Source organism: Fodinibius salsisoli, assembly GCF_026229185.1.
Lineage (GTDB): Bacteria > Bacteroidota > Rhodothermia > Balneolales > Balneolaceae > Fodinibius > Fodinibius salsisoli.
In genome coordinates, this window is sequence record NZ_JAGGJA010000001.1 from 30,952 (window position 1) to 53,890 (window position 22,939).

The 22,939-nt window shown below is 44.4% G+C and carries 17 protein-coding genes and 1 tRNA gene; 8 read left to right on the forward strand and 10 right to left on the reverse strand.

The window, feature by feature from the left end; translation table 11 throughout:
• From pglX to J6I44_RS00145, 5 genes are all read right to left on the reverse strand, one after another.
• The gene (gene pglX, locus J6I44_RS00125; RefSeq protein ID WP_265763894.1) at positions 1–3,444 is read right to left on the reverse strand and encodes a BREX-1 system adenine-specific DNA-methyltransferase PglX; all 3,444 of its coding nucleotides are present in this window, start codon (positions 3,442–3,444) and stop codon (positions 1–3) included.
• 9 nt (positions 3,445–3,453) lie between these two features.
• Positions 3,454–6,951, reverse strand: a complete 3,498-nt coding sequence (brxC, locus tag J6I44_RS00130; RefSeq protein WP_265763895.1) for a BREX system P-loop protein BrxC — start codon at positions 6,949–6,951, stop codon at positions 3,454–3,456.
• Positions 6,952–6,953: 2 nt separating this feature from the next.
• Positions 6,954–7,538: a DUF1788 domain-containing protein gene (locus J6I44_RS00135; RefSeq protein ID WP_265763896.1), complete on the reverse strand. Its 585-nt coding sequence runs from the start codon at positions 7,536–7,538 to the stop codon at positions 6,954–6,956.
• Entirely contained in the window at positions 7,535–8,140 is a 606-nt protein-coding gene (locus tag J6I44_RS00140; protein ID WP_265763897.1) for a DUF1819 family protein, read from the reverse strand. The genes J6I44_RS00135 and J6I44_RS00140 overlap by 4 nt, the downstream gene beginning before the upstream one ends.
• Positions 8,141–8,487: 347 nt before the next feature.
• Positions 8,488–8,560, reverse strand: a tRNA-Arg gene (locus tag J6I44_RS00145).
• A gap of 221 nt (positions 8,561–8,781) precedes the next feature.
• On the opposite strand from J6I44_RS00145, the gene J6I44_RS00150 reads away from it, so the two are divergent.
• The 3 genes from J6I44_RS00150 to J6I44_RS00160 all read left to right on the forward strand — a co-directional run bounded on the left by J6I44_RS00150 (position 8,782) and on the right by J6I44_RS00160 (position 13,369).
• Entirely contained in the window at positions 8,782–9,813 is a 1,032-nt protein-coding gene (locus J6I44_RS00150; protein ID WP_265763898.1) for an SMP-30/gluconolactonase/LRE family protein, read from the forward strand.
• Positions 9,814–10,308: 495 nt separating this feature from the next.
• Complete coding sequence (locus J6I44_RS00155; RefSeq protein ID WP_265763899.1) at positions 10,309–12,720, forward strand: DUF5686 and carboxypeptidase-like regulatory domain-containing protein; 2,412 nt, start codon at positions 10,309–10,311, stop codon at positions 12,718–12,720.
• A 121-nt stretch (positions 12,721–12,841) separates the two neighbouring features.
• Positions 12,842–13,369 (forward strand): hypothetical protein, encoded by a 528-nt coding sequence (locus tag J6I44_RS00160; protein ID WP_265763900.1) that lies wholly within the window; start codon positions 12,842–12,844, stop codon positions 13,367–13,369.
• 31 nt (positions 13,370–13,400) lie between these two features.
• Here the strand turns inward: J6I44_RS00160 and J6I44_RS00165 are convergent, their stop codons facing one another.
• From J6I44_RS00165 to J6I44_RS00180, 4 genes are read right to left on the reverse strand one after another with little or no spacing between them, the layout of a single operon-like run.
• Positions 13,401–13,931, reverse strand: a complete 531-nt coding sequence (locus J6I44_RS00165) for a hypothetical protein (protein WP_265763901.1) — start codon at positions 13,929–13,931, stop codon at positions 13,401–13,403.
• Between the two features lie 59 nt (positions 13,932–13,990).
• The gene (locus tag J6I44_RS00170; RefSeq protein WP_265763902.1) at positions 13,991–14,257 is read right to left on the reverse strand and encodes a GlsB/YeaQ/YmgE family stress response membrane protein; all 267 of its coding nucleotides are present in this window, start codon (positions 14,255–14,257) and stop codon (positions 13,991–13,993) included.
• A gap of 16 nt (positions 14,258–14,273) precedes the next feature.
• Complete coding sequence (locus J6I44_RS00175; protein WP_265763903.1) at positions 14,274–15,320, reverse strand: ABC transporter ATP-binding protein; 1,047 nt, start codon at positions 15,318–15,320, stop codon at positions 14,274–14,276.
• Positions 15,317–16,840: an ABC transporter permease gene (locus J6I44_RS00180; protein ID WP_265763904.1), complete on the reverse strand. Its 1,524-nt coding sequence runs from the start codon at positions 16,838–16,840 to the stop codon at positions 15,317–15,319. Before J6I44_RS00180 ends, J6I44_RS00175 begins: the two co-directional genes overlap by 4 nt.
• A 237-nt stretch (positions 16,841–17,077) precedes the next feature.
• Here J6I44_RS00180 and J6I44_RS00185 point away from each other — a divergent pair, with 237 nt between their 5' ends.
• From J6I44_RS00185 to J6I44_RS00205, 5 genes are all read left to right on the forward strand, one after another.
• A complete protein-coding gene (locus J6I44_RS00185) occupies positions 17,078–17,578 on the forward strand; it encodes an SPOR domain-containing protein (RefSeq protein WP_265763905.1) in 501 nt (166 codons plus the stop codon).
• A gap of 45 nt (positions 17,579–17,623) precedes the next feature.
• Positions 17,624–18,553 (forward strand): alpha/beta hydrolase, encoded by a 930-nt coding sequence (locus J6I44_RS00190; protein ID WP_265763906.1) that lies wholly within the window; start codon positions 17,624–17,626, stop codon positions 18,551–18,553.
• Positions 18,554–18,879: 326 nt separating this feature from the next.
• Entirely contained in the window at positions 18,880–19,239 is a 360-nt protein-coding gene (locus tag J6I44_RS00195; protein ID WP_265763907.1) for an STAS domain-containing protein, read from the forward strand.
• 8 nt (positions 19,240–19,247) lie between these two features.
• The gene (locus J6I44_RS00200; protein WP_265763908.1) at positions 19,248–19,670 is read left to right on the forward strand and encodes an ATP-binding protein; all 423 of its coding nucleotides are present in this window, start codon (positions 19,248–19,250) and stop codon (positions 19,668–19,670) included.
• Between the two features lie 7 nt (positions 19,671–19,677).
• The gene (locus tag J6I44_RS00205) at positions 19,678–21,414 is read left to right on the forward strand and encodes a SpoIIE family protein phosphatase (RefSeq protein ID WP_265763909.1); all 1,737 of its coding nucleotides are present in this window, start codon (positions 19,678–19,680) and stop codon (positions 21,412–21,414) included.
• Here J6I44_RS00205 and J6I44_RS00210 read toward each other — a convergent pair.
• Positions 21,411–22,919 carry an MltF family protein gene (locus J6I44_RS00210; protein WP_265763910.1) on the reverse strand — a complete coding sequence of 503 codons (1,509 nt, stop codon included), beginning with the start codon at positions 22,917–22,919 and terminating at the stop codon, positions 21,411–21,413. The two genes, J6I44_RS00205 and J6I44_RS00210, sit on opposite strands and share 4 nt — an antisense overlap.
• Positions 22,920–22,939 lie beyond the last annotated feature (20 nt).

Below are 22,939 nucleotides of genomic sequence, written 5' to 3' on the forward strand. Positions count from 1 at the left end.
TCACCGTACCCTACTCCCGTCTACCCAATCAAAGTCTGCTACTTTCTTTTTCTTCTTTTTATCGTTGACGCTTCTAATCTCTTCTACGGCCTGACCGAATAAGTTATAGTTCACCAATACCCCATCATCCAGATCCATCTCGATACGTTCGGAAGCCAGGGGATAAAGGATCTCCCGCTCGTAGGTTTTGCAGTCTTTGATCATCTCATTGAGCTTGTCAATCTCTTTGGTGGCACTTGCTTTTTCACCGGTAGACCCTGACTGCTCTTGGTGTTTCATTCGTTCCTTTCGGGTCTCAAGTTTTTCGATAAACTCCCGCAGATAGTTGTTTAAAATATTGTTGAGGGTATCAGGGGTATAGCGATGCATATACACAAGCACGCTAAAATGTCCCTTGGGAGAAGTGAACTTCCAATAAATGGGACGCTTGCTGTACCGCTTGTAGTGATCTCTATAAAAGCTTCTATCAAAATATTTGCGAATATCTCCTTGTTTGATATTTTCTTCCACAAATGCCAGGTTCTTTTGGAAATTTTCCTCGCCAAAACTGGCTTTCAGAAATTGATGGAACCGGGACACGATATCATCTTCAAACCATTCGTCGTCGAGGACGGGAATGATATTGTCATCATCAGACAGGTAGGTCACTTCGTCTTTGGACTTCTCCACCTTATTTAGATAATCCTCTAACGTCTCTCCCTGGTTGGCTAAAATGAGCCCCTCTTTGTCTAAGGAGTATCGGCCAAACATGCAGCCAACGGCATAGCTGACAAATTGGGCTAAGACTTCTTTTGGTTTAAAAGACAGAGTCCCATCTTTTATTTTTGTTTCACTTTGCTGAATGGTGATTTCCTTCAAAGGTATTTCAGGACTGATTTCACCATTTAAACCATATATCTCAATGAATTGCCGATTGAGTTGTTCTTCTCTACCGTGAAGTTTCTTAAATCTATTAGACCAATATTGCGTATAAAGATCGAGTGTTTCTTCAATATCAACCTCAACAGGTTGTTCACGTTTTATTCGAATTAATTCATTTTGTTTAAAACCCCATGTAGTCTCGTTTGAATACCAGTCTGATTTTGCTATTGATATACACGAATTTACAAGACTGATAATATCAACAGAGTGATTTTCAGAATATTTAAAAGGCAACCTATTAATATCCCCAACTTGAAAAGCCAAAGTAGGATTTATTGTTTTTAAAAACTCATGCGCCAATTTTGAACACATAAAACCTAATATGTACTCTTTTGAGTACTCATCATCTTCTAAAAACATCGACATTCCATTCACATCGAAAGCAGCTCCATTTTCTAGTATTCTAACTCCAAAGAACGAGGAGCTGAGTAATGTCCATGTAATCCCTTCCTTAAAGTAGTATGATGTATTTCTAGTTATAGAATTTTCATAATTTTTTATAATGGCTCCATTGTCAGTCCAGTTTAAAACATCAATAATATTGCCATACCATTTTCTAAACTTACCTCCCTTATTATAAGGCACCCATTCGCGATCCATATTGTTATCTGAATTAATATCAGACCTAGTAAGATTTATTGCTGAGTCATTTACCTCATACCATTTCCGTAAGAAACGAGCATTTTTCCCAGTAGTCATTCCATTTCTTGAAGTAGTTACCTCTGATAATGGAGGGTAGGTTTCAAATAAGTCAAAGACTTTTTCAGTTACCCAATACCCAATAGGTCTTCCAGGTATCTTCTCAAAATTCTCTTGGTCTGCAACATGGAACCAATAACAATCAGGATTATTTATAGCCTCAAGTGTTTTTAGGGGCTGATTTTTTGCGCCTTTAAAATCACTTAATCGGATGAAATTTCCTTCATTATTTTTAAGTTGTTCTTTTCTGATCGTAAAAGTACATACAGGAACTGTCGCCCCGTCAAATCCTGAATACTCTAGTTGTATCAAACTATTTATGCAGTGATTATCAATGATCTTCGTACGAAGATCTTCATAGCTTGATATAAACATCCATACAAAAGGAGACATGTAACCAGTAAGACCTTCTTCCTTTGCAAGTTCTAAGCATCGGACAATGAAAGTAGCAAATAGGTCAGATTTTGTTTCTGAATAGTTGTTTTCCAGAAAGTTCTTCAAAGTTTTATTCATTCTTTTACCACCAACATAAGGAGGATTGGTAACCACTAAGTCATACTTTCTACTTAAGTGGTCATAAATCTTTGCCCGATGACTATCCTGTTCTTCAAATATCGTACCCTCCCGAATCTCTAAGTCGTCCGCTTCTTCCTCGGTTATATTAATAAGAGAGCCTAACGAATCCGCACTTTCTAATTTCTCATCATCCTCAAAGGATGTTATGTGAACAATATTCGGTACCACACCTTTAGAAAAGAAGCGTCGCTGATATTCCCGGGCTTTAAACATAAGACTGAGTGAAGCAAGCTGCGCAGCCCGTTCATCGATTTCTAAGCCGTAAAGGTTATTTTTAATAATCAGTTCTGGAATTTCGGAAGGGGGATATCCTTCTTCTTCATACATGCTGTAGAAAAGATCAAAAGCATAAGACAAAATGTGACCCGACCCTGCACAGGGATCCAGAAACGTAATCTCTTCAATTTTCTTGGTATCTCTTTCAGGGATCTGTTCCGGAGATGGAGGTTTAATATAGAAGTCCATTTTATCCTTCAACGATGAGGAAGGATGCATCTCAAGCCAGTATTGGCCCAAGGTGTTGTCCGTCATATACTCCACGATCCACCGGGGCGTAAACAGTTGGGTAGCCGGACCTATTTCTTCAGGCTTGTACTTTTTCTTTGCGCTAATCAGCTCTGAGTTTTTCTCCGAGATATAGTATTGATACAGCCAACCTAACACCTCAACCTGCTGGCAATCTTCGGCAGACATGCCTTCTACCACATCACGAATGATGGAAAACTCACTAATCAGATCATCCGGTAAAAGTAACTCGGTATAGTCATCAATAGGCTCAAACAGAAATGGAAAAATCTCATGGAGATGGTTACAGGCCCCAATCAATAACAGCCGGTAAGCTTCATTTTCCGGATTACTGGTACTCGTGCGCCCATCCAGGATATCCATGACCTGCTGTTGATCGACCTTCAGCTCTCCTGGAATATGTCCGCCCATGGCTTCCTGCAACAGCTCTGGACTTACCTGTCCATTCTCCGGTGTAAGAACCGACAGTTGGAATGGCTGAAATCCATTGGCATCCATATAGCGCAGGGCTACAAAGCGGTTAAACCAGGTATAGGCCATTTTGTCAATTAATTGCTTACGGCCATACTGGCCCAAGTCTTTTTTGAGATCCTCAATGATAGAGGCTTTTGCACGTAATTCACTGGTATCCCCCTCTAATACATGATCTAATTTCGCTTCAACTTGTTTAAGCAGTTTACGGCGTGTCTCTTGTGCAAATTTTTTGAGTTTCTTAGTGTCCATAGATGAAACTTAGTCCAACAGTATATTGTGATTCTTATTAATGTGATCGATCATTGATTTGCGTAGCTCTTTCAGGTAGTCATCCACATCCTCTTCGGTTTCCAATTCCTTCTTAGGAAAGGAAGGATGGAGGTTAGATTGCTTGATGAACATGCGCTTTGGTTCATCATCCTCTTCCGGCTGGGCCAGTTCGATCATCAAGTTGAGCTGATCCGTATATAAATGATTGCTAAGGCGACTACGCTGGTCCCGCAGGTTCCCGATAAAGCGTTCGTTTTTAGCTTTCTTCAACTCCTGTTGCAGTGGCCCCATGACCTCTTCTTTTTGCGCGTTGGAAAGTTCAGAAAACTCGTCCCGGCTTTTCAGATCCTCAATGGCTTCTTCATACCGTTCAATAGTCGCATCCTTTTCGCCCTTGAGCTCCAGCTTCACCCGTTCCTCCAGGGTATCCATCGCCTCCTTGGCTTCCCGCATGGTGGTCCCACGATACGGTGTTGAGTCTTCTTTGGCTTTCCTGAGTACTTCTTTCTCGTGGGCATCTACATAATCGAAATTCGCCTGATTGTAGGAATCAAACTGATTGAGCCGATCGTAAATCTCTTTCTGTCCGCTGTTCATGAACTGCTTAATCGGATCAAGGTTGTCCTGCTTGATATCTAACAGGTCATCCTCCATGGATCCGATTTCTGTAATCAGCGTCGCATAGTCCATCTCTTTAATCTTGCGCAGCTTATCGGCCATCGGTTGTAGCTGTTCCACAAACGGATAGCTCTGCTTTTGAGCGATGAGGTTACTTACTGTCTCCAGCTCATCTATGGCCTTCTCCTTAAATAAAGTAGCAGCATCCTTAGCTTCATTATGTGGATTGGATTCGTTAAACAGATCTTGGTGGATCTTTTTAAGCCTGCGCACCTGCCCTTGATCAAATTCAATCTGTGGATAGACCAGGGTATTGGCATGGCTTCGATTGTTCATCAACGCACTTTCAAACTCGGAATCCTCAATGATATTGGAATCCTGTTTTGCAATAATTTTCCCACGCTTAAACAGCATGGCCACCATACACCAGATCGCAAAATCAGGCCAACCATAAGGTTTCTGGGAAAATTGTTCTTTCAGATTGGTTAGCGTCGTGCGTTCATTCATTTTCTTCCGGCGCTGAATAAAGTTCATAACCTCATTTTCCGGCGGAGTCATAGATGCTTCATCTTCTCCAAACAGATCATCCTGCCGACCTTTCATAATGCTTTTTAGCCTGCTTTCATCAAAGGTCGTATCCCCGAGCATTTTGAGCTTGCTGTATGCCAACTTCACCAGATCCTGAAACGCATAAATCACTTTGGTCTTCCCATCGCTGGTTGAGGATACCTGGTGCTCAGTCCCATTCAGATAAACTGTCGATTGGGCTAGCATTTCATTCAGGGTATCCAGCATTTCCCGTTTACGCTCTTGGTTTTGCTGACCCTGTTCAAAGAGGATCTGCTTTACCCGGTCCTTATTAGAAGTAGCCTGATTCTGTTTGATATATTTTTCGGTCTGCAGATAAAGACGCGCTTCTTTTACAATGCGATCATCCGGGGCCAACTTCATCAGCATATGGGTCTGATTGCCCATAGAAAGTCCCTGGAAGTAGCTTTCGTTATCGTAGTTCTCACTATTGGGCGTAACCAACTCAACGGTAAGCTCCTTCTCTCTTCCGTAGAGGGTCCCATCCACCTTGCGAGTATATTCGTAATACTGCTTGTTATCCTGAAACTGCAGACGGGTTTCTTTAATCGTACCATCAAAGAGAAGACTGCTAAAGAGGTCCGTTACATCTGAGGAGTTGATCTCTGTATTCTTGATATCCTGTTTGATATCCTTCTCGATATCGGTCATGAATTCATAGGTATCCCCGCCCTTACGCTCAATATAATTTTGTTGCTCCAGCAGGCTCAGGGCTTCTTTCACCTCTTCCTCATGGGTATTCGGATTCACATTGAGGTGATTCAATGTGAGTACCAATATATTACGAATCGTCGTTTTAAAGCTGTCATAATACTTCACTAAGAAGAGCGCTTTAAGGATACGAACCGCCAAGGGGCGATTAGACAATTGCCGCTCGGCCAAGATAATAGAGTTCTGTATCTCTGTCCGCATGGTGGCTCTAAGCCCTTCAAAGAGCTGATCAAAACTGATTAAGCTACGCTCATCAAAGCCATCAATATCTTTAAGCACCTCTTGGAATACACCCAGCATGGACCGCTCACCTACAGAAGCATGCTTCCCCTGGAATGCGTTATGCTTGGCAAGGGTTTTTATGGACTGCTGAAACAGATCAAACTGGTATGGTATGAAGGGGTATTTCGCAATAAACTCTTCTTCATCTTCATAGTTCTTAAACTGGACCCCCGCTTCAGAGAATGACAAGAGGGTGGCCAGATTATCTTTTTCTTTCTGCCAGACGCTTGAAAGTTGAGACTCCCCTTCTGACCCTTTAGCTAGTAGCCGTTTCTCAATGACTTCATCCACATTTGCAGAAGTCAGCGGCAAACGAATTTTAAACCGTCCCTGAATCTTCGAAAAGTCGTCAGATTGTGTAGCCGATTCATCCCCAACCACGCTTTCGAGATCCTCCTGTGAGGTCACTACAATCCACGAACGACCATCACACTTCGTAGCCAATGACTCTGCTATTGTTTGCAGGTTCAGCATCAGCTTGGTGTTATCTGCAATATACTGGCCCACTTCATCTACATAGAAGTTCAAGCGAAAGTCATCCGGCTTCTTCTGTAAATACTCATCGACCTTATGGGCAAAGTCCTCAATGGAATACTTTCGGGTATCTTCGAATTTGTCCAGAATGCCTTGGTACTTGGATGGATCCGCATCATAAATATCACCACATACCTCTGCAATGGCATCTTCAATCATGGGATCTACATAGTCATTCCGAGCATCTTCCCAGGGTTTACCAAACTCATTTTCGAAGCCCTCCTTAAAAGCCTCATAGTTTCCTTCTTTACTTAACCACCGCTCAAATTCAGCAACATGGGGTTGAAACCCATAGAAGCCTTGATGCTCGTAGAGCACCTTATAAAAGACTTGCAGTATAGCGTTATCATCTTCCTTGGAAGTGATTTGAGCCTGCTGGTCAATATTGAAAAGGATACTTTCAGATGGGATCCGGGTCCCGTTTAATATATCTCCTTTAAGTTTGGCATCACCCTCTACTTTATTAGCAAACAGTTCACCAAGGTGCGTACCATTAACCGTGCGGTCTTCAAGTACGTAACTTAAGATCTTCAGTAGGTGTGATTTACCACTTCCAAAGAAACCCGAGATCCAGACCCCGTTAGCACCCTCATAATTATTATACTGCTCAAAGAAATCCGCCAGTTTCAAGGAGATTTCATTGGTTATAACGTACTCTTCTACCTCTTGCAGAATATGAGATTTATCATCAGCCTTGATGACCGTTTCTATTGGCCGAGCAAAGTCGTCTGCGAATAGTTGTTTAAGTTCCATAGTCAAAGTTTATAATCGTCGATATTAAAAGCTCTGTAGTAATTGTCGTCTTTTAGCAGCCCAAAAAGCTCAAGTGATTCCCCATTAAATACTCCTGGAAAAAACATAAGTGTTGGAATGTCTTTTACCGAACTCTGTAAATTGTTTAGTACCGTATGAGAACGAATAAATGGGAAGGTAGCCCCTACGCCGTGAATCATAAGCAGATCATGATCTTTTGATTCAACCTGTTCTCTAATAGCCGGTATTAAACGCTCGTGTATGTTGATGGTTGATTGAAGAGCTTTCTTAAACTTCTTTTTGCTCTTCCTCTTTTCCACCATCAACATTTTTTCCAGCCCGATATGCTTTTCAACAAGCTTAATTGATAATTCAAACAAGTTGATTACACAGGGGTTGATTCCATTGTTCTTAAGTCTCTTCGTCAGATTATGGATCTCTGTATTTACATCCGTTTCTTGCGTTGGATTATAAGTGGATATCCAAAAGGGCACTTCTCCCCCCAATGCTTCCATGGACAAAAAAGTAGGTGTCGAAATCACCTCAAAAATGTGGTCAAACTTTTTATGTAGCTGCTCTTCAATCATACTAATTCATCAATGCGATTCTGGTCATACAAGAAATATGTTAACAAGTTGGGATCTTCAGATATGACAGCCTGCTCAACCCCTGAATGTAACATAGGTGTTTGGATTACAGCCTCTGAAACTGAGTTCAATAAGCCAACCTGTTTAAGCATCCTGAATATTACCTGCTTTACCTTTTTCTGGGTGGTTGGGGCACTATCCTCTAACTCCGGATGATCTATCTTTTTACTACTAATAAAGGTATTGTAATCAAGATCTGTCAGTGAATAATCAAATACCTGTACTTTTTCAGCTATTACTTCAGTGACAAAGTCTTTGTATATACCGTAAGTCTTGCATAGAGCTAAATGGGTAATCTGTTTTTGTTCTTCTATATTCCCCGTGGCCAAAATTTCTATTTGATGAAGCGTAAGGTTTTTAATTCTATGTTTCAACTCCCGGAATTGGCGACGATTGGTCTCAAGCTTTTCTCTACCCATAGTTTTATCGTCAAGCTCATCAACTTGAGCACCTTCCACAACGAGTTGTGCTACTTTAATAAATTCAGGTATCATAGCACTAGCACCGGTAAAAGAGAAGCGGTATTTTGTTTGTGTTGCCATTTATAGTTATATGGTAAAGTCTGAAAAAGTTATGTGATGAAGGTATCAAACAAACTTTTAAAATATAAGTATGTTTTCATGGGTCATCTGCCTACTCACAATATTGAATTGTCCGAGCTCAATATCCCGTCTCCTGAAGTGGATTATTTTTCAAATCTATATTGTAAGGGCTAAGTAAGACCAAGCTGTAGTTTAATTTTTCCAGCCAGACAAGAAATATAGATTTATAAGGGAGGCACAATTAGACTATGTACTAAATAATGATAAGCTAATTGATGAATGTTAGCACTATAGTTAGCACCCATATTTATAAGATAAATAAAAACAAATACTTATGAATATTACTGTACCCCCACCCGGAGTCGAACCAGGATTTGAAGCTTAGGAGGCCTCCGTTCTATCCACTTGAACTATGGGGGCAAGAAAGGAAAAAGCCAAGCTGCTTTGGTAAAGCATATCAAGAATAGACATATTCCCAAAATTTTGGAAGTGCTTTTTCCAGATGCCCGATGCCGGATACCTGGTGCGGGACAGAACATCCGCCTCCGAACCCTACCCTATTGGCAATGGATCAAAAAAAGCAGTACTATGTTTTTGTTTGAACAGGGATTATATATAATTAAACCAACGACCGACGATCTATGATGCGATCACTTTTACTACTCCTTACGCTAAGCTTAATAATGGGCTGTGCCCAGACATCGGAACTCCTGGAATCTGAGGAACAGGAGAAGGCCCCGGAACCTAAGATGATCGGAAGCATCCAGCAGATGGAGCCGGAACTTAGCGAACTGCTGGATGTCAATGCGCGTCCGGAAGTAATCGGCGAAGGCTATGAATGGTCCGAAGGTCCGGTATGGGTCGAAGAGCATCAATTCCTGCTATTTTCGGATATCCCCAACAATGTAATCCACAAGTGGAAAGAAGGCGAAGGCGTTACCGAGTACCTGAAGCCGGCTGGCTATACGGGCACTGAAGAACGGGGTGGCGAATTGGGCTCTAACGGACTCATTATCGGGAATGATGGCTCTCTACTCATGGCCCAACACGGCGACCGCCGCATCGTCCGTATGGATGCTCCGCTTACAGATCCAAAACCTAATTTTGTGACGCTGGCGGACCGTTTTAACAACAAACGAATCAATACGCCCAACGACCTGGTGCAGCACAGCAACGGCAGTATCTATTTTACGGATCCACCCTACGGTTTTGAGCAGCGGGGCAACGACCCGGCCCAGGAGCTGGATTTCCAGGGCGTATACCGCCTTTCCCCTTCCGGCGATATTGAGCTGGTCACCGACGAGCTGTATCGCCCCAACGGCGTGGCCCTTTCCCCGGATGAGAAGACTTTGTATGTCGGTAATTCGGGCCGGGAAGAACCCATCTGGCTGGCTTTTGACGTAGCCGAGGACGGCTCGACCTCCAACGGGCGTGTCTTTCTGGATCCCCAAAAAGTTGTGGACCAGCCGGGCGGTCCCGACGGCATGGATGTGGATACCGAGGGTAATATCTATTCCACCGGTCCCGGCGGCGTATGGGTGATCAGCCCTGAAGCGAAGGTATTGGGTATTATCAACATAGACCGGCCGACTTCCAACTGTACCATCGGCAATGACGGGAAGGTGCTTTACATTACGGCGGATGACTACCTGCTGCGACTGTCCCTGAAATAATGGCAAAGGTAAAAATTTGGGGCTCTGCCCCCCTAAATAATAGAATCAGATTTTAGGGTGCAGGTATCAGGTTACAGATAGAACCTTGTAAATTATGTAAACTCGATATAAGGAATGGAAATAATCTCCCCTTGAGAGGAGTACGCCGTTAGGCGGGAGGGGTGTTTTTTATTAATACTGGCAGCATTGTTTTATTTGGATTTATTTTGACATCAGCTATTTGTACGTGCATTTTTTTAACGACAAAAAAACGCACCAAAAAAGTCGCCGGGGAATTGTAGATATTGTTCTGTCTAAAATATCCCTATCATCTTATGCTCTGAAACAATTTCAACTCTTTCCCCGTTTTTCCCGCAATTCCCCGGACCCCGATTGGAAGTATACTGAAATATTAAAGTCGATATCTCTCGAACGTAACATTGAGAGTGAAATTTGGGTATACTACCCCTGATTCAAAAATTATTCACAATGAGGCCTTTGCAAAACTAACTTGTCATGCCCCAGCAATTAACAAGAATAATCCTGTGTAGTATCTTATGCCTGATAACGACCTCTGTATTTGCCCAGAAGGTTATCCGGGGAACACTCACCGATGCCAAAACCGGCGAAACGCTGCCGTCAGCCAATATTTCTATTGAAAACACCTATCGAGGGACTATCTCTAACGAAAACGGGAACTATTCCCTTGTTATCCCTGACACCCTCCTGCCGGCCACCATCCAGCTGCGGTACATCGGCTACCAGACGCGAAGCATCACGATTACAGCAAGCAGTGCCACACAACAAGATATTGCCCTTATGCCTTCGGTCACCGAAATGGAGGCCATCACCGTCACGGATGAGGATCCGGGCATGCGGATTATGCGCGAGGTCATCCGACGGAAGCAGCAGTGGCGTCAACAGCTGGATACCTACAGCGCCGAAGCATACACCCGGCAGACGCTGGCCAACGATACCAGCATTGTCTCTATTACCGAATCGGCCTCACAGGTATACTGGCATAAAGAAGAAGGCCACCGAGAAGTGCTGAAATCGAAACGCCAGACCGCCAACATTGAGGCTTCCGATAACTTTGCGGGCGTCAGCTACCTCCCAAACCTCTATGATGACAATGTGGATATCGCCGGCTTCGATGTGGTCGGTATCACCCATCCCGATGCCCTGGATTATTACGATTTCGAACTGGTAGACCAAACCTCCATCGATGAGCAGACCGTATATAAAATTAAAGTCATCCCGGCCCGAAAGCTGCAGCCGCTGTTCAAGGGTACCGCTTTTGTGTTGGATGATGAGTATGCCCTGCTGGAAGTCGATCTCAAACCCAATGAGGTAGTTACTTTTCCGCGTCCCGTTAAATCATTCGCCACCTCTTATCAACAGCAGTTTAACAACTTTGGACAGGACTACTGGCTGCCGATCGACATGCGCATCACCGGGGATCTTAAAATTTCACTCATCGGTCTCAACTTTCCTCGTATTAACTTTAAGCAACTTTCACGGATTACGAACTACCAGGTAAATACCGACCTGCCCGACTCGTTATATCAACAGGATGATACCTTTAGTATTGACAGCCTGACCGTGCAGTCCGATTCCCTTATTGCCCGGCAAGCCAGCACGGTCCCACTCTCTGAGGATGAGGAAGAAGCCTACGCCACCCTCGACAGTACGGCCACACTGGAAAAAGCGTTTAAACCGAGTGGATTCCTGGCTCGTTATATCGATGATGACGAAGAGGAAGAAGAAAAAGATTCCAGTTCCGGTAACGGATTTCGTCCGTTTAAATACATTCCGGGCTCCATCACGCCGGATGGCCGCTATAACCGCGTAGATGAACTTTTCCTGGGATTAAAATATAAGGTCGAACCGCTTGACCGCCTCATCCTGCGGGGTAACGGGGGCTACAGTACCGGCTATGAGCAGTGGAGTTACGGCGGAGGACTTTCAGTTGAATGGTTGCAAGAAGGACCTTTAGAGTCAACCGTGGGATGGCAGTACAGCGCCCGAACCTCCACGCGCTATACCTCTCACATCTACAGCCCCTATTTTACGATCATCCCCAACCTGTTGGGGAACACGGGTTATTTTGACTACTACCGGTCAGAAGGATACCGGGCCTTTTCCAAATGGGAACTGCCGGGCAAAGAACTGGCCTTCGAAATAGGATTTAACAGTGAAGAGCATCAGTCGCTTCCCACCACAACCGCTTACGATCTGCTCGGGCGTAACGGCAACTATCGATTTAATCCCGCTATCAATGAAGGCCGCCTAAATGCCCTAAACTTCGTTACCGGTTACAACCTGGATGAAGCCTACAATTTTGGAGTCACCGGCCAGAAATATATCCGCTTTGAGGTTGAGCACTCCTCCGATGCCCTTGGCAGCGACTTTAACTTTAGCCGCTACGAAACACGGCTCGCCTGGTCATTCTCCACCTTCTATAAACGACGCCTTCTGCCCAACACCCTGGATGTAGGAGTCAAAGCAGGTACCTTCAGTGGCGACCTCCCCTATCAAAAGTTGGGCATTATTGACGGAGCCATTGGTCCGCTGGGCCCCTATGGAATTTTGCGGGCCGCCCGTGGACGTCCATACGAAGGCGAACAGTATGTAGCCTTCCATGCGGAGCATAATTTTCGGACCATTCCTTTCGAGGCAATTGGCTTAAAGCCTCTTGTAGATCGGGATATCGGCTTAATTCTATTTGCGGGAGCCGCCAAAACATGGGGACCTGATACCATTCCTCAACAATCGATGGACGGTTATGCTCTCCATGGAACAAATGGCACGCACTGGGAAGCGGGCGCATCGCTCAATGGTATCCTTGGACTTTTTCGTGTCGATTTTGCCGCCCGTATAGACCAGCCGACCTTGTTGATTAACATCGGAGTAGCCCGACTTTTTTAGGGAACCGCATCCATCGCTATACTCGAAGAGCAACCCTTAGATAGGCTGTGCTTCACAATTGTATTCTTTTTTCGCTATACTTTAAATTCATTTTAAATAAAAAGAAAAGAAATTTAGCGTCATGCCGATATTTCGGAAGGATACAGCAAGTATTTTTGGCATCCTGGGCCTCTTAACCGCGTCCATTTTACTGGTTCACTGCAATGCTGGTCAGGAGCAAAATCAGTCCCAAGAATCTCAACCGCCGCCCACCCAGCGGGCCATGGAGGATGTCCCTGAACTGGCGGATGCCATGGGACAACTTCAGTATTATACACACAAATATGCACTGGCCGTGGATGCCCAGAACCATGAACTTGCCACCTTCTATTTCCATGAAATACGTGCGGCAGCCGACGGTATTAAACAGAACATTCCGGGTTATGAGGGATATGATATTGCCCGATTTATGCGCTTAATGCTCGACCCTACCATCGAGCCCATTGAAACGGCCCTTGCCAATAAAGAGTGGGACAGGGTTCGACAAAATACCATCGATATGGTTGATGCCTGTAACGCTTGCCATAATGCCACCAGTCACGGTTTCGTGGAGGTTAACCCCGGCTTTGATAACAATCCATATAACCAGGACTTCTCTGCACCCGAGTAAATACATCCTGGTTTTGACTCACAAAACCGAATCATTCTGTTAATGTAATCCGACCCTGAAGGCTTTCATGTGTTACCTGTAAGTATCTTTCGGGTACTTCAGGAAGAATAATACTTTCACTATTCTTTATTTCAATCACAGTATTACTCTCTTTATCTCCGAAGAAAAAATCATAAATCATGATGAAGCCTTCATCTTCGGACCCAAGGTAGCGGTCGATTGACCGTAGTACATTTAGCATAGCCACATAGTCTGAGTAATTTTCTGAAAATTGAAGCAGCGATAACTCCCATTCACTTCCCTCTTTGTTATAACCGATACGACCGTTACCTGGAAATGAGGAATCCTCCAACCACCTTTCTAAATATTGACCTACGGTAAGATCTGGATAGTCGATATCCAACACTTCTTCGGCAGAAAGATTCCCATAATAATGTTGCCCTTCTAACCAAGGAATCCAATCATCATAATGAGAAACAGGGGGTATACTGCCCGCCAGAAAATATTTAAGGCTATTCTGGTCTATGGATATGCGTGTATACAGTGACGTTAGTTCTGCCATAGTTCTTTCGCACCTCTTTTGACTGAGGAGTCTTTATATATCTTTTGGGAAAGTTCAGCTTAAACGCGGCGTCCTCGTGTGATTAGCCCAATAGCTATGGCGAATAACGCTGATCCAAGAGAAGCCCAGATAACGGGAATACCCATAATTTCAATCACATGCTGCAATCCCAGCTGGGCAGCAAGCCATTTCCCGATAAAAGCTCCGATGAGTCCCACAACAATAGAGACCAGGCAGCCTCCCAGTGAATAGCCGGCAATACTTTGGCCAATGCCCCCGCAAATTGCGGCAATCAATAACAAAAGCAGAAATCCTGTAATCGACATAACGAAATAAGTTTGATTAATTTTTGCCTTCTAAAATAACAGCTGATTCTAATGGTTTTATTACAACCTCGTCGTTCGGTTCAAATATGACACGGTTATCAGTATGAACCAAATATTTTTCTTCTTTCAGTTGTACATGGTAAGTGATGTCATGGCCTTTAAACTCCCGTGCTACAACGGTTCCTATTTCATCCGGATGTTGGGTAGTCGGCTTTTCAAGCGTTAAATGCTCGGGACGGATAGAACAAAGAACATTCCCTTTTGCTTTGCAATTAAGGTTCATCGGTCCAAGGTTGGTATGTACTTCTGAACCTCCGCTGGCCCGGGCCCAAAAGAGGTTGGTACGACCTAAAAATTGTGCTACAAACTGGGTTTTGGGATGATAATAGACTTCTTCTGGTGTTCCCACTTGCTCAATTTTCCCCTCGTTCATTACGGCAATACGATCTGCAAAAGACAGGGCTTCTTCTTGGTCATGCGTAACCAGTAATGCACTCATGCCTGCCTTTTTAAGAATAGCACGAACTTCTTTGCGAGTCGATTCCCGTAGCATGGCATCAAGATTAGAGAACGGCTCATCCAAAAGTACAAGCTTGGGTTTGGGGGCTATAGCCCGGGCCAGTGCTACCCGCTGTTGCTGTCCACCGGAAAGCTCACTGGGATTGCGATCTTTATAATCTCCCATCCCTGTTCGGCAGAGTACCTCTTCGGCATAGACGTTACGTTTCTGTTTTGGGATATCGGTTAACCCAAAAGCTACATTATCGATTACCGAAAGATGGGGAAAGAGGGCATAATCCTGAAAAACAAAACCTACCCCCCGATCTTGGGGTGCTATATGTTTTGTGGGAGAACCAAGCATCTCACCTGCAATAGATACGCTCCCCTGGTCGATATGCTCAAAGCCGGCAATAAGACGGAGGCAGGTCGTTTTACCACATCCGCTGGGGCCGAGTAAAGCAAATATTTCCTCTTCTCTAACGCTAAAGCTAAGCGCATCCACCACGGGACCGCTTTCATCAAATGCTTTCGTTAAATTGGTTACTTCTAAAAGTTTCTTCATGACTTTTTCCACTCTTTCGAGAATACGAACCCTACAAAGAGGGATGAAAACAGCATAATTGCAAGGGCAAAAGGAGCGGCCTCTGCAAACATCGCCTCACCCGTATATGACCATACTTTTAGTGCCAGGGTATCGAAACCGATGGGTGATAATAAAAACGTTATGGATAACTCTTTCATTGCTGATAAAAAAACCAAAGATGTAGCCGCTACCATTCCACCACGTAATAATGGTAAGGTAACTTTAAAAAAGGACTTGATCGATGAATAGCCCAGTGATTGTGCTGCTTCTTCCAGTTCAGGGGGAGCCTGGTATAGAGCACTTCGAACCGGCCCAATAGCTTCAGCCAAAAAATGCAACGAATAAGCAATAATAAGTAACAGCAGCGTCTGGTAAAGGGCTGTAGAGACGTAAAGCGAGAAGAAAACCAGTGCCAGTGCAAATGCCAAAGGCGGTGTTGCATATCCCAGGTAGGCCACCCGTTCAATGGGACCGCTCAGTTTTGTCTGGTATCGTACCCCAATATAAGCCAGTGGAATAGCCAATATTGTAGTAAGTACTGCTGCTGGTGCTGAAGCTCTAACCGAATTCCAGAAGGCGTCCATAAGATCTCCCATCAACGAACCAACTGCCACCTCATTTAGCCAAAACCCAATGGACGAAACCGGCAATACAATGCTAATCAATAACAAAAAAAATATGAATATATAGGCCGGAACGGTCCATGGACCTAAATCAAGATATGTTTTGGCCTTTGCAACGCCGCGTCCAAGCCGGTGGTAGATCGCCTGTTTTAATAGTCGGTACTCGAGCACAAGGGCTCCTGTCGTAAGGCCCAACAGCATTAGGGCCAGCCAGGCGGCATAGATACGATCATAGGCAGAAATATATTGCAGGTACAGTGCATAGCTGAAGGTTTCAAACCTCATTAATGAAACCGTTCCGAAATCTCCGATCACGTGCAAACAGATTAACAGGCCACCGGCCAGCAATGCCGGTTTTAGTTGTGGCAATATGACTTTAATAAAGGTGGATTTAGCATCATGCCCCAGTGAACGTGAGGCTTCTTCTATTGATTGATCTAATCCTAAAAGAGCCGTTCTGAGGTTTAGATACAAATAGGGAAAGGTACAGATAGTAAGGACAATCAAGGAGCCGCCAAACCCACTAATTCGTGGAAAAGTCCACCCAAACCAAGCCTGGAATGTTCCATTGTATCCCCCGAGCCCCAGCAGCGCATAAGCCATAATGTAGCCCGGCATGGCAAGGGGGAGAACGCCCATCAGCGTAATAAAACGGCGGGCAACAACCTTACATCGTACGGACAGATAAGCTAATGGTAAGGCAATCAGGACATCCAAAGCTAACACACTGCCGGCCAACAACAACGTATTAGCTAATAGTCGTAGATTGCGAATCCTGAAAATAACATTGGTTAACATCTCTGTGGAGGCTCCAAAAGCACGAATCAAGAGGTAGACCAAAGGCAGAAGAACCCCAACAGCAATGATGCCCGCCACAATTAATAAATACCAAGGCGGGGATTTTTTATGTATTTTAATATTTATAATATTGGATTTGTACAGTGGAAGTGAAGCACTTTTTCAAAAGCTAAATAGAAACAAACTCTTAAGCAACATTCAACGGTCCGACCTGTCGGAACAAATTGCCAGAGATTGAGTTATAGGAATTCATTGTGAATAATAAATTAAGCCATCTCGCACATACAAATTTAACATTTCAATCAGGGGGTCATCATGGATAAGCGGATCATATTTTCACTCATCACAGCTGTAATGTTTGGCATCTTAACCGGATGCGGTCCTAGCGAGGAGGAAAGGCGACAAGCCGAACAAGCACGCCAAGATTCTCTCGAGAAAATACAAAAGCTACAACAGCTGGAGCAACAAAGACAAGACAGCATAGAACAAGCCCGGCTGGATAGCCTGGCGGCAGCCAACCAAAAACAGGAGAAAGAAGAGCAGCAGATTAGCGTCAATTTTGATCCGGATGGTTCTTATTCTGTTCAGGTAGAAGCCTGGCGATCTCGTGCCAAAGCCGAAGGTCAGGTGCAAAAATGGGTTGACCGCGGTTTTGAAAATGCTTTTGTCGTTAAATATGGGCAAGAAGAAACGGGTAATATCTGGTTCCGTGTACGACTGGGACGTCTCTCTTCGCGAGCAGCAGCTGAAAACCTTCGGGAGCAGATCAGTAGCCAATACGACGTGCCTTCATGGATTTCTTCCGATGCCGGATAGCCCGAGCGGGTACCGTTTTAACTCTATATTTTGTGCCTATAATGTATGGCTGCTCCTTGCGATGTACCTCAGAACCTTTCAGAGCTGGACTCTTTTCTCGCCGATCATGAGGCAACCTATGATCTGAAAGCCGGAACAGAGGCTCATATCGAGTGGCAGCCCAACAGCAAGCACCAACAAACAGAATATGCACTCGTTTATCTGCATGGATTTCGCGCCTCTCATCCGGAAGGCCATCCTGTGCACCGTGAAATTGCTGATTTTTTAGGAGCCAACCTCTATTTAAGTCGCCTTCAAGAGCACGGCATAAAGTCCAACTATCCTTTGATCGATCTAACTGAAAACAAGCTGTTGGAATCGGCCCGACTTGCGTTGACTATTGGACAAAAAATAGGAAAAAAAGTGCTTATCATGGGCTGTTCAACCGGTGGGTCACTTGCCCTCTACCTGGCGGCACAAGCAGATGATCGACACAATATTGCAGGGCTAATCCTATATTCTCCACTTATCCAATTTTATGGACTCAAAGGAAAACTGCTGCAGCATCCCTTCAGTCGAACATTGCTTAAACGTTTGATCCCCTCCTCCTACCTTATCACTACATCGGAGGTAAGCCAAGCTGAAAGTAAAATCTGGAATTCTTCTTATGCCTTGCGGGGAGCCCTGGCCCTGGGAGCATTCGTAGAGCACCAAATGCGATCGGAGCTTTTTGGAAAAGTAAGATGTCCGGTTTTTACCGGGTATTATTACAAAGATTCCAACAATCAGGATAACACCGTGTCTGTGCCGGCCATCCAAAGAATGCTTACTATGCTCGGAACTCCGACCGCTCAGGTCCATTCTGCGAACTTTCCGGAGGCAAAAAATCACGTTATTTGCAGTTCTTTGTTATCAAAATCGACAAAAGAAGTTATTTCTGAGACAAAAAACTTTCTAAAATACGTTGGCATGCAAAAAGATAGAACAACACCCTAAAATTAAATACCGTTTAATATTAACCCATATTTAATTTTAAGAAAACATTTGTGTAATAATGGGTAATTACTGTATATTACAGTGCGCTCAAGTAGCGTCTCTCTTGATGAATAGTCAGGGCCTCACACCTGATACGTGTGAGGCCTTATTTTTTTGAACCCTTCCTGCATTATTCTCGTATACTCCACCTACACATAGCCATAAAAGGCGAAGATTGGTATCCAGCAAAAATTAGATCGTCTTTTTACATTGGATGTTCTGAATTTTTTTTATGTTAGAAACTTCAATTTATCCCGGGAATAGATGTCTAACTTAAAACCGCAACGATGAAAAATTTTAGTATTAATCACAGAAAAGTAGAGACCTACGATGTGTTAGAGCTTACCGGTGAGCTGGATGCCCATACAGCTTCTCAACTTGAGACCAAGCTCAAGCGACTGATAGACCAGAACCAGCATCACATTATTGTTAACTGTGAAGAGCTGGACTATATAGCAAGTGCCGGCCTGGGTGTTTTTATGGCTTATATTGAAGATGTACGAACCCTCGGGGGCGATATCAAGCTTACGAATATGAACCCCAAGGTATATAATGTGTTTGACTTGCTGGGATTCCCCACGCTTTATGACATTGTGCAGCAGGAAGAAGATGCCATAAAGAAATTTGAACAAGACGAAAGCAACTAGAGTAAGCTTTGGCAAAATCTACAGCTACATATAAAATCACAGTACCGGCTTCGACGGAGCATCTGGCCGAAGTACGCAGTTTTGTAGCTGACCATGCCACCAACTCTGGTTTTAAGGAGAATGAGGTAGCCGACATCCGCCTTGCTGTTGATGAGGCCTATACCAACATCATTAAACACGCTTACAATAACGACAAACAAAAATCCGTCGATATTGAACTGGGATATGATAACACCGAATTTTGGGTAGCACTCTTGGATACCGGTGACGCTTTTGATCCCCAACGATATGATAAGCCTGATATTCGCCAGAAAATTAAAGAAAAAAAACGCGGGGGTGTCGGGGTCTACTTAATCCGTAAACTTATGGATGCTGTTGAATACCAGACGGATGACGCTGTTAACACCATACGTATGACAAAAAAAAAGTAAAGGCATTGTGAGTGACTCCTCCTTTCAGCAAAAAGATCGACAGTCACGGTTCGAGCTAACCACGCTATTAGAGACTTCCCGAATGCTCGTGGAGTCTCAGGACATGGAGTTTGTTCTTAATAACTTGCTCCTAATTACCATGGGTAAGTTGATGGTTAGCCGGGCGATGGTACTCATCCACCATCCTGCTAATGATACGTATGAAATATCCAAAGCCAAGGGAAAAGACTGCCCCAATGAAGGAGAGCATCTGACGATCAAGTTTGGCGAGAAGGTCCGCGATAAATCAGTTATCCGTTGCGGTATTGATGAGATTGATCTGCCAAATATACTGCCAGGTGATGACCATTGCACCCTTTTTAACCTGCAAACCAGCAACAATCATATTGGCTTCCTCTGCCTGGGGACAAAAGGCAACAAACAACCGCTTAGCAAGCATGAAATCGAATTTATTGAGAGTCTTTCTATTATCTCATCGGTAGCTATTGCCAACTCCCGGATGTTTACCGAATTGCGCCGCATCAATCGGATGCTTGACCGGAAAGTTTATGAGCTTAATACTCTTTTCGATTTGAGCAAGGATTTCAACATCATGGTTGATCGGCAGGAGATTATACGCATCTTCAAGTTTGCTATGCTGGGACAGATGTTAATCCGGAAATTTTTCTTTGTCCTGGAGCAGGACGGCAAACAACGACTGGTCACCACCAGTGGCATTCAGAAAGAGCCCAGCTCCGATGAAATTGATACATTATTCAACTTAGAAGAAGATTTAGTAGAGGTTGATGGTGAACTGGCGGACCAGATTCCTTTTCTCAAAGAGAATGACATCCGGGCTGTCATTGGGCTTCATTTTCAAAATGAGAAGATGGCGTTGGTCGGAGTAGGGGCTCGGGCCAACGGCGAGGCCTACAGCAGTTCAGATTATAATTTTTTGCGGTCACTGGGAAATCTGGCCCTTCTTTCTATCCAAAAAACATACCTTCTGGAAGAACGTATTGAGAAAGAACGGATGGAGGAAGAACTCAATATTGCTAAAAACATCCAAAAGGGACTGCTGCCGGATCCCATCCCCCAACATGAAAAGCTGGATATCGCAGCTACGAATATCTCTTCGTACCAAGTGGGAGGCGACTATTTCGATATCCTGGAAACACCCGCCAAGAAACTGTTATTTGCGATTGGTGATGTTACCGGGAAAGGCATGCCGGCCGCCCTGCTGATGGCCAACCTGCAGTCTATGTTACATGTACTGCTTCCCATTGACATCTCGCTGGCTGAGGCTTCGAACCAAGTCAATGATATTATCTACCAGAATACGCCAAGTGATAAGTTTATCACCTTTTTCTGGGGCATTATCGATCCGGATGAACTTACATTCCGATATGTCAATGCAGGGCACAACCCTCCCCTTTGGTTTAAAGCTGATGAGGAATCTCCGGAAGAGTTGCAGGAAGGGGGGCTCATTTTAGGCGCCATGCCTACTATGACTCCCTATGAAGAACAACAGATTAAACTCTCCCCGGATGACTTGCTGGTCTTCTATACTGATGGCGTCACGGAAGCTATGAATGAGAGCGCTACAGAAGAGTTTGGTGAGGAACGACTGCTGAAATGCATCCAGGAACATCGTCAACAAACGGCCAAAGCCATTGAACAGGCAATAATAAAGGAAGTGCGCTCTTTTTCAAATGGCCAGCAATCTGATGATATTACCCTGATGGTGATTAAAGCGAACCGCTAATTGAAGAATCCCAGCACGCCGGGCAGAGCTTCATCCTCATTGTAATCTTCCATCGCCATAATATTCTTATATACTTTATATCGACTGTTGATCTCGCGCACATACCGCACGGTTTCGATACCCCGGCAAAAGCCATAACGAGCATTACGGTAGTAACTACGATGCATTAGCTTAAGCAGGGCATCGGCTACATTATCCCATTCGTTGGGATCTTTATTGTGATCAATGGCTAATCGGCGGGCATCGGCCATATGCCCTTCCCCTGCATTATAGGCAGCCAAAGCAAACGACCACCGATCAGTACTGTCAATATATGAGTAGTGATCCAGATGATTATTGATAATCCGTACCCCCTCGCGCAGGTTAACCTCTTCGTTATACAACATGGTTGTATCAGTAACTTGCGAATAACGAGGTAAAATCTGCATTAATCCAACAGCACCGGCCCAGCTCTTAGCCATAGGGTCGAACTTGGTCTCCTGGGCAATGATAGAGGTTACCATCAGCCAATCCAGTCCGGCAGAATCAGCAACCGTCTGGATAAGCTCATCATATGGAGATAAGCTTCCGCTCTTCTCCATATCAGGACTGGGGCTATAGTATTCTGCCACTTGGCGCCCGCCTTCAAAATATCGCTGTTTCAACACATCCAGGAAAAGGGACCGCTTGGGATCCTTGCCCTCCGATCTAAACTGGAAATGATCAGACAAAAATCGATTCATCTCCTTTTTAAGCTGAGACGCATTCTTGCGAACGGCCCAGGCAATGGTATCATTTTCAGAAATGGTAGGTCCCTGCACTAATCCATCCATATACTTTGCGGAGGCCTGGAAGATATTATCATCTGCAACAGTAGCGCTATACTTTCCCCGGGATACATCGAATAAAAGCGATTCGGTATCTTTCTGATTGGGAACCAGGTTCACGGAAATGTTGGTACTGTCTTCCCAGAGATCCTGGATGCGATGGTAGTAGGAACTGTTGCTGCGCATTGTCACCGGAATGCCACTTAGGGCCAAATCGTCGACTGTGGGTGGTGGATCCCCAATTTCACTTGAATAAACGACCACCTGGTCCACTAAGTTATAAGGGTGAGTAAAATCGACGTACTTTTTACGCTCCGGGGTGGTAGTATAATTTCCGGCAATCAGGTCGCCTTGCCCGCTATTGAGCATATCATACGGATTTTCACCAACTCCAATGACCACAACTTCGAGCGCTACATCATGCTCTTTGGCAAAACGGCGAACTAATTCGTATTCAAACCCCCATTCCACTCCCTGATGCAGAAAATAGGTATTCGAACTATAGCGGGTAATCATCCGCAACACTCCGCGATCTTTAATTTCGTCGAAGTCGCGCTCAACGGGCTCTACAACGTTTACATCCAGACTATTACTAAGCTCCTGCTCCTCTTCCAGAGAGCTACATGCATCCAAATAGAGGCTGACAGCCATAATCGCGAGTATGGCACCGCTCAACGGAAAGCTAAATTTGTGTTTCATAATCTGCACGGTCCTTGCCT